General features: G+C 58.7%; 6 protein-coding genes and 1 pseudogene. 6 read left to right on the forward strand and 1 reads right to left on the reverse strand.

Annotated elements, in window-relative coordinates:
• Positions 1-779, forward strand: a 779-nt coding sequence (locus D6877_RS09960; protein ID WP_130910637.1) for an iron ABC transporter permease, incomplete at its 5' end; no start/stop codon positions are given.
• Positions 776-1,540, forward strand: a complete 765-nt coding sequence (locus D6877_RS09965; protein ID WP_130910638.1) for an ABC transporter ATP-binding protein — start codon at positions 776-778, stop codon at positions 1,538-1,540. The genes D6877_RS09960 and D6877_RS09965, both read left to right, overlap by 4 nt.
• 127 nt (positions 1,541-1,667) lie before the next feature.
• Here the strand turns inward: D6877_RS09965 and D6877_RS09970 are convergent.
• Positions 1,668-2,768 (reverse strand): annotated as a pseudogene (locus tag D6877_RS09970) (5-methyltetrahydropteroyltriglutamate--homocysteine S-methyltransferase); the annotation flags it as partial.
• A 365-nt stretch (positions 2,769-3,133) separates the two neighbouring features.
• Here D6877_RS09970 and D6877_RS09975 point away from each other — a divergent pair.
• The 4 genes from D6877_RS09975 to D6877_RS09995 form a co-directional block, all read left to right on the forward strand.
• A complete protein-coding gene (locus tag D6877_RS09975; protein ID WP_130910639.1) occupies positions 3,134-4,510 on the forward strand; it encodes a pyridoxal-phosphate dependent enzyme in 1,377 nt (458 codons plus the stop codon).
• Entirely contained in the window at positions 4,507-5,679 is a 1,173-nt protein-coding gene (locus D6877_RS09980) for a cystathionine gamma-synthase (RefSeq protein ID WP_122507931.1), read from the forward strand. The genes D6877_RS09975 and D6877_RS09980 overlap by 4 nt, the downstream gene beginning before the upstream one ends.
• Before the next feature lie 266 nt (positions 5,680-5,945).
• Positions 5,946-7,211, forward strand: coding sequence for a sel1 repeat family protein (locus D6877_RS09985; RefSeq protein ID WP_130910640.1), 1,266 nt, complete (start codon positions 5,946-5,948; stop codon positions 7,209-7,211).
• Positions 7,212-7,951: 740 nt separating this feature from the next.
• A partial coding sequence (locus D6877_RS09995) for a hypothetical protein (RefSeq protein WP_206662977.1) occupies positions 7,952-8,185 on the forward strand: 234 nt, incomplete at its 3' end.

An 8,185-nucleotide genomic window follows, 5' to 3' on the forward strand; every position in this document is an offset into this window, starting at 1 on the left:
GGGTGATCCTGCAATCGCTGCTGCGCAATCCGTTGGCCGATCCGTATCTGCTGGGTATTTCTGCAGGCGCCTCGACCGGCGCGGTGATGGTCGCCCTCCTCGGCGTCGGTGCCGGGGCGATTTCATTGTCGGTCGGTGCCTTTGCCGGTGCGGTGACAGCGTTCGTACTGGTGATTCTGTTGGCGCGAGTCAGCGGCTCGGCCAGCGGCACCGGGCAGATCATTCTCGCCGGGATCGCCGGCTCGCAATTGTTCAATGCCCTCACCGCGTTTCTGATCACCCGCTCGGCCAGTTCGGAACAGGCGCGCGGGATCATGTTCTGGCTGCTCGGCAATCTCGGCGGCGTGCGCTGGCCGTCGGTGTGGCTGGCAGTACCTGTGGCTGTATTGGGATTGGTCGTTTGTCTGTGGCACCGGCGAGCACTGGATGCGTTCACCTTTGGCGCGGATTCGGCGGCATCCCTCGGCATTGCCGTGCGCCGCGTGCAGATTCTGTTGATCGGCTGCGCCGCGCTGGTAACGGCGGTGATGGTATCGATCGTCGGCTCGATCGGTTTTGTCGGGCTGGTGATTCCCCACGCAGCGCGGTTGTTGCTCGGCACCGGTCATGCGCGTCTGCTGCCGGCCAGTGCGCTGGGCGGCGCGGTGTTTCTGATCGCCGCCGATGTGCTGTCGCGCACCCTGATAAAGGGTCAGGTGATTCCGGTCGGCGTGATCACCGCACTGGTCGGCGCGCCGGTGTTCGCGCTGATTCTGGTAGGCCGGAGATCGGCACGATGAACACGGTTCTGAGTTGTGCGGGTGTGGGCTTCAAAGTGCGCGGCGCCGAGTTGCTCAATGGTGTCAGTCTCGATGTGCAGCGCGGCGAAACTTTGGGCATTGTCGGGCCGAACGGTTCGGGGAAATCCACGTTGCTCAAATTGCTGGCCGGACTGCGTGACCCGAGCGTGGGCCATGTGCAGCTCGACGGTCAGGCGCTGGGCAAAATGTCGCGGCGCAGCATCGCGCAGACACTCGCAGTGGTTGAGCAACAGGCCGACACCGACGATGGCATTCGCGTGTTCGACGCGGTGGCGCTGGGGCGCACGCCGTGGTTATCGGCGCTGCAACCGTGGTCGCCCGCCGATGACGCCATCGTCGAGCAAGCGCTGGTCGACGTCGACGCCGTGCACCTGCGCAACCGCCTCTGGCGCAGCCTCTCCGGCGGGGAACGCCAACGCGTGCACATCGCCCGCGCACTGGCGCAGCGCCCGCAGATCCTGCTGCTCGACGAGCCGGCGAATCACCTCGATATCCAGCATCAGTTGAGCATTCTGCAAGTGGTGCGCGCACTGCCGGTGACCACGCTGATCGCCTTGCACGATCTCAATCAGGCGCTCAAATGCGATCGCCTGGCGGTGCTGGAGCGCGGGCGTCTGGTGGCATTGGGCGAGCCGCTGCGAGTGCTGACGCCGGAGCGTTTACAGACGACTTTCGGGGTCAGGGCGCACTATCTGACGGACCCGTTCGATGGTGCGCCGATATTGCGCTTCCTTGCTTGATGCATGGGTGGCTGACAGACTGCTTTCGCGAGCAGGCTCGCTCCCACAAAGGATTTGTGTGTTGCCGTGAGTGCCGAGTAAAACGCGAACTGTGCAGGCTCAGTCCTGCGAAGCGCTACGCACGCAACGCTTGCGGCTCGCTGACCGTCCTGGCGAGCACGGCCACCTCCTCGCATTTCTGTACGGCGAACGCCAGCCAGCTTTTCAGTTCCGCATCGAGGTGGTCTTGCCGGCTCAACTCCTCCGGGCTGTGCAGCAACGAGCAGGACGGCGCCACCCACAAGCGATCGCCCAAACGCTCATGAGCATGGCGCAGCGTCGCCAGCGCGTTTTGCAGATCGCAGCGCCAGACGTTACGACCGTTGACCACACCCAGCGACAGCACTTTATAGGCCGGCAGACGATCCAGAATGGTCGGGTATTGATCCGCCGCGCGCACCAGATCGATGTGCAGGCCATCGACCGGCAGGTTCGCCGCCAGACCGAGGTTTTCTCCGAGACCACCGAAGTATGTGGCGAGCAGTTTTTTCAGCGGATCGCGCTGGATCTGGTTGTAGGCGCGTTCGAAAGCATTCTTCCAGTCCTGCGGCAGATCGAGCACCAGAATCGGCTCATCGATCTGCACCCACTCCACACCCAACGCCGCCAGTCGCGCGAAGATCTGGCCGTACAGCGGCAGCAGGCGATCAAGCAAATCGAGCTTGTCGAAGTCGGCGCCTTTGGTTTTGCCGAGCCACAGGTAGGTCAACGGGCCAATGATCACCGGTTTGACGTTGTGCCCCAGCGCACGGGCCTCTGCGGTTTCTTCGAACAGCTGCTCCCAAGCGAGCTGGAATTGCTGGTCGGCGCTGAATTCCGGTGCGCGGTAGTCATAGTCGGTATCGAACCACTTGGACATCTCTTGGCCGTGGCCGTCGCCGCTGTTGCCTCGGGCCATGCTGAACAGGGTCTGCAGCGTGGCTTTGCCGTCATGCGGGCGGAAGCGCTCGGGGATCACGCCGAACATCAGCGAGTGGGTCAGCACCTGGTCGTACCAGGCGAAATCGCCGACCGGCAGCAAGTCGATGCCGGCGTTTTTCTGCAAGTCCCAATGGACCTTGCGCAGCTCACGCCCGACGTCACGCAGGCCCGCCTCGTTCTGTTCTCCTTTGCAGAACGCCTCTTGCGCTTTCTTCAGTTCGCGGTCGCGACCGATGCGCGGAAATCCAAGGGAATGGGCCAGTGCCATGACAAACAACTCCAGATGCTTATTCGATGGCGGGTATTCTCGGGAACGAGGCTTGATGAAACAAACTCAATTTATTCTAGATCATCACAAGTTCTACTCATGCACAGAAGCCCCTGTAGGAGCTGCCGAAGGCTGCGATCTTCAGCCCATAGGGACGCAGGGCGTCCCCGCCTGCATTCCTACGCGGAGCGTGGGAACGATCAGAACGTCTCAGGGCAACAAGCCGGTTTTCGTTCTATCGTTAGATCCAAATGGCTGGATTTTCCAAGGATTAAAGGTTGCGAGAGAAGATGTCTGCGCCTAATTTGCACGCGAGTCTTTTCCCCGCGATCGGAACGCGATCAACACCATAAAGAGGTGAAGAAATGTCGAAGGAATCACGCCCTGCCGTGCTTGGGCTGATAGGCAATACTCCGCTGGTTCAGGTCACCCGCTTCGATACCGGACCCTGCACGCTGTTTCTCAAACTCGAATCGCAGAACCCCGGCGGCTCGATCAAGGACCGTATCGGTCTGGCGATGATCGACGCTGCTGAACGTGACGGTCGCCTGCAACCGGGCGGGACGATTGTCGAGGCCACTGCCGGCAATACCGGTCTGGGTCTGGCGCTGGTCGGCCGCGCCAAAGGCTATCGTGTGGTGCTGGTGGTCCCGGACAAGATGTCCACCGAGAAAGTCCTGCACTTGAAGGCCATGGGCGCCGAAGTGCACATCACCCGCTCCGATGTCGGCAAGGGCCATCCCGAGTATTACCAGGACGTCGCCGCGCGTTTGGCCAAGGACATTCCCGGCGCGTTTTTCGCCGACCAATTCAACAATCCCGCCAACCCGCTGGCCCATGAATGCAGCACCGCCCCAGAGATCTGGGCGCAGACCGAACATGACCTGGACGCCATCGTCGTCGGCGTCGGTTCGGCCGGCACGCTGACCGGATTGAGTCGTTTCTTCAAACGTGTGCAACCGAATCTGGAAATGGTCCTCGCCGACCCGATCGGCTCGGTGATGGCGCAATACAGCCGCGACGGCACCTTGCCGACGCCCGGCTCGTGGGCGGTCGAGGGTATCGGCGAAGACTTCATTCCGTCGATCACTGACCTGTCCAGCGTGCGCCACGCCTATTCGATCAGCGATGCAGAAAGCTTCGATCACGCGCGCCAGTTGCTCAAGGCCGAGGGCATTCTCGGCGGCTCATCGACCGGCACCCTGTTCGCCGCCGCGCTGCGTTATTGCCGCGAACAGACCGAGCCGAAACGCGTGGTCAGCTTCGTCTGCGACACCGGCACGCGTTACCTGTCGAAGGTCTACAACGACCAGTGGATGACCGATCAGGGCCTGTTGCAGCGCAAGGGCTACGGCGATCTGCGCGATTTGATTGCACGGCGTTTCGAGGACGGCCGGGTGATCAGCGTCGGCCCGGACGACACCCTGCTCACGGCCTTCCAACGCATGCGTCTGGCGGACGTTTCGCAACTGCCGGTGCTGGTCGAAGGCAAGCAACTGGTGGGCGTGATCGACGAGTCCGACATCCTCCTTGGCGTCCACGAAGATGCCGCACGTTTCAGCCAGTCGGTGTCCAGCGTGATGACCGACAAACTGCAAACCCTCGCCCCGGCCGCGAGCCTGGCCGAGCTGGAATCGGTGCTCAGCCGTGGCCTCGTCGCGATCATCGCCGACGCCTCCGGCTTCCATGGCCTGATCACCCGCACCGACATGCTCAACCAATTACGGAGATCCCTTGCATGAGTCAGCACGACGATAAATCCCAAGGCTTCGCCACCCGGGTGATCCACGCCGGGCAAGAACCGGACCCGACCACCGGCGCGCTGATGCCGCCGATCTATGCCAACTCCACTTACCTGCAAGACAGCCCCGGTGTGCACAAGGGTTTCGACTACGGCCGTTCACACAACCCGACGCGCTTTGCCCTGGAACGCTGCGTCGCCGATCTCGAAGGCGGCACTCGCGCCTTCGCCTTCGCCTCAGGCCTGGCGGCGATTTCCACTGTGCTGGAACTGCTCGATGCCGGCTCGCACATCGTTTCCGGCAATGACCTGTACGGCGGCACATTCCGCCTGTTCGACAAGGTTCGTCAGCGCAGCGCCGGGCATCGTTTCAGCTTCGTCGACCTGACCGATCTGTCGGCGTTCGAAGCCTCGCTGCAGGACGACACGCGCATGGTCATGGTCGAAACGCCGACCAACCCACTGCTGAGCTTGTCGGATCTGGCCGCGATTGCACGCATCTGCCGCGCGCGCGGGATCATCTGCGTGGCCGACAACACTTTCGCCAGCCCATACATCCAGCGCCCGCTGGAGTTGGGTTTCGACATCGTCCTGCACTCGACCACCAAATACCTCAACGGCCACTCTGACGTGATCGGCGGCATTGCCGTGGTCGGGCAGAACGCCGAACTGGCGGAAAAACTCGGTTTCCTGCAGAACGCCGTCGGCGCGATTTCCGGGCCGTTCGATGCGTTCCTGACCTTGCGCGGGGTGAAGACCCTGGCGCTGCGCATGGAGCGCCATTGCAGCAACGCCCTGGACCTGGCGCAGTGGCTCGAGCAGCAGCCGCAGGTCAAGCGCGTCTACTATCCAGGCCTTGAGTCGCACCCGCAGCACGAACTGGCCAAGCGGCAGATGCGTGGTTTTGGCGGGATGATTTCTGTTGATCTGAACAGCGACCTGGCCGGCGCACGGCGCTTCTTGGAAAACGTACAGATCTTCGCATTGGCGGAAAGTCTGGGCGGTGTGGAAAGCCTGATCGAGCACCCTGCGATCATGACCCACGCGACGATTCCACCGGAAACCCGCGCAAAGCTGGGGATTGGTGATGGGCTGGTGCGGTTGTCGGTGGGGGTTGAGGATGTTGAGGATCTGCGGGAAGATTTGGCGCAGGCTTTGGCTAAGATGTGACTCTTTGAAGGGGGCTGCATCGCAGCCCAACGGGGATAAATACCCTCGCCACACGGGGAACCCACCCTGTGGCCTTTCGATCTTTCGTTTTTATTGTCATACAAGTCTTTTTGAAAATGGCATCAAGTCTGCCGAATGAAGAGCTCTGTGCTGCTGCGCAAACTCGACAACACAAGTGTCGCAACATTCGCCCACCTCATTTCGCAGCTTGGTGTCAAACAGCATATGGAATACGGCGCTCGCTTGTTAACTACACAGGGAAGAAAATGAATCATTATAAAAATCTAATCAAATCGATTTTAAGTTTACTTTTTTTATTTAACTCAGCCACCGCATCGGCAGTGCTTTCACAGGAGCAGCAGGCAGCCAAGGAACGCGGCATTTCACTATATAAGCAAGAGAAAAACGCAGAGCGTGAATTGCGCATTGCCGCCGAGGCTGGCGATGCAGAAGCACAATTTTATCTGGCGCAACAACTTCGCCAAATGGAACTTAGTAAAGCGCTAGACTCGAAAGAATCTGTAAAGTGGTTCGTGGCTTCTGCTAATCAAGGAAATTTATTCTCCCTATATCAGTTATCTCACAACGTCAAGCTGTGTGTTATCGCTTCATTTTGTCCCAAAGGGGAAAAAAGCCGAGGTGAGTGGGATCAAGAGTACAAAAAAACTTTAATGGAGAAATTTGCCTCAAATGATTTGCAACAACTAGGCGAACTAAATGATTGGGTAGCCAAGTCGGATGTTGTAGGAGAGTGGTTTCATCTACAGGATGAGCTTCGTTATGCAAAAAACCACAGGGTGGAAGATACGCGCGAATGGCTAGTACATTCTGCAAATCAAGGAAATTTTAACTCCCTACTTCGTCTAGCTCTTGATGATGGAGATAAATTATGCACCATCGTTGAGAACTGCCCGAAGGGAGATAAAACTCAGCGCGAGTGGAAATTGGAATTTGAGAAGATTGCGCGAGAAAAAATTGCTTCCGGTGACATGGAAGCTGCCTATTTGTTATACGTAGACAATTCTGACTTTAATATGCTGATTAAATCAGCAGAGGGAGGGTACCCATTCGCACAATATCAGCTTGCCGAGAGTTATTCAGCTGGTGATGGATTTTTTTGGTGGTTTGGGCAGCGCCGCAAGGAAATCAACAAGTGGTATAAGCGAGCGGCTGAAAATGGCTATCCAAAAGCAATGATTGCCTATGCAGCCTCTATTTATGAATATAACGGAGATCTATCAATTTCCCGATATTGGCTAGAGGAATCTGCGAAGGTGGGTGACAGCAATGGTATCGGTTTGCTTGCTCGAGAGCATGCAAGTAATCCAAATTACTATGGCTTTCCATTTGATATGGTGAAGGCTTATGGCCTCACGTTGCTTTTAGCAGGCTTAGATAATGATGAGTCTGATAAAGAGTATGATCGGGAAAGATTAGAAGAATATTCTAAAAAAATGACACCCGAACAAATCGAGCAAGGCAAAGCTTTTGCCGAAAAATGGAAGGTCACTCACCCGATTGAAGGCGTTTAATCTCAGCGGCCAGCGGGACCGGAAACAGGTGTCAAGCTTCGTGCTTCAAGTCGCTGAGGCCATCGTTGCAATGGTCGCATGCGATCAGTGATGGCTTACTGCCGATCCTGCCATCTGACGTTCCCTGCGGGCCGGACTTTCGCGGTGCGCGTTGAGCCAGGCCAAACAGCCGGCCCGTTTCACCCTTTCGGGCTTCAATCCCAAACTTTTCCGGCCTTCGACCTGCACTCACCAATTAGCTTGAGCCGAGCCAGTGAGTCGAACGCCTGTGGTTGATTGGCGAATTATTCAACTACGTCGTGGCTGAAGGCTCTGATCAGTGCGGTTGTCAGTTGGGGTTGAGGACGTTGAAGACTTGCACGCCGACCTGGCTCAGGCGCTGGCAAAAATGTAAACAGCTCCACACAACGAAGCCCGCGCAATGCGGGCTTAGTCTTTTTTGTCCGCCGATCTCCCCGCCGTGGCAGTTCCCGAGGCCGATCCTATACTCAATCGGTTCGATCAAAATTATCTCGACACCCGCACGCCGTTCGGTGTGCCCGTGCCTTTCGCCAACCAGGTAAAACCCAAGCCAGTGAGTCGTGGCGTCTGTATGCATCGCGCGCGATTGATCGCTGTTTGGCAACGGGTCGTGGAGAAAACCATGAAATACAAGTTGTTGTCAGGCGTGCTTCTTGCGGTAGCGGCCAGCCTTGTGGTGCCGAATGTCTTGGCGGCGCAACCGCAGGCGTTGGCTTCGGATGGGGCTGATCATGTTGGTGCCGGCGCAGTGGCTGCCGATGGCGCTGATCGTGTCGGTGCCGGCGCAGTGGCTGCCGATGGCGCTGATCGTGTCGGCGCGGGCGCAGTGGCTGCCGATGGCGCTGATCGTGTCGGCGCGGGCGCAGTGGCTGCCGATGGTGCTGATCGCGTCGGCGCGGGCGCGGTGGCTGCCGATGGTGCTGATCGTGTCGGTGCCGGCGCGGTGGCTGCCG

This window comes from Pseudomonas sp. Sample_9, from assembly GCF_004307535.1.
Lineage (GTDB): Bacteria > Pseudomonadota > Gammaproteobacteria > Pseudomonadales > Pseudomonadaceae > Aquipseudomonas > Aquipseudomonas mercuritolerans.

Excerpts from the sequence above, each read along its gene's own strand:
- D6877_RS09965 (WP_130910638.1), top strand. The coding sequence starts at position 776 with ATGAACACGGTTCTGAGTTGTGCGGGTGTGGGCTTCAAAGTGCGCGGC.
- D6877_RS09975 (WP_130910639.1), top strand. The coding sequence starts at position 3,134 with ATGTCGAAGGAATCACGCCCTGCCGTGCTTGGGCTGATAGGCAATACT.
- D6877_RS09980 (WP_122507931.1), top strand. The coding sequence starts at position 4,507 with ATGAGTCAGCACGACGATAAATCCCAAGGCTTCGCCACCCGGGTGATC.
- D6877_RS09985 (WP_130910640.1), top strand. The coding sequence starts at position 5,946 with ATGAATCATTATAAAAATCTAATCAAATCGATTTTAAGTTTACTTTTT.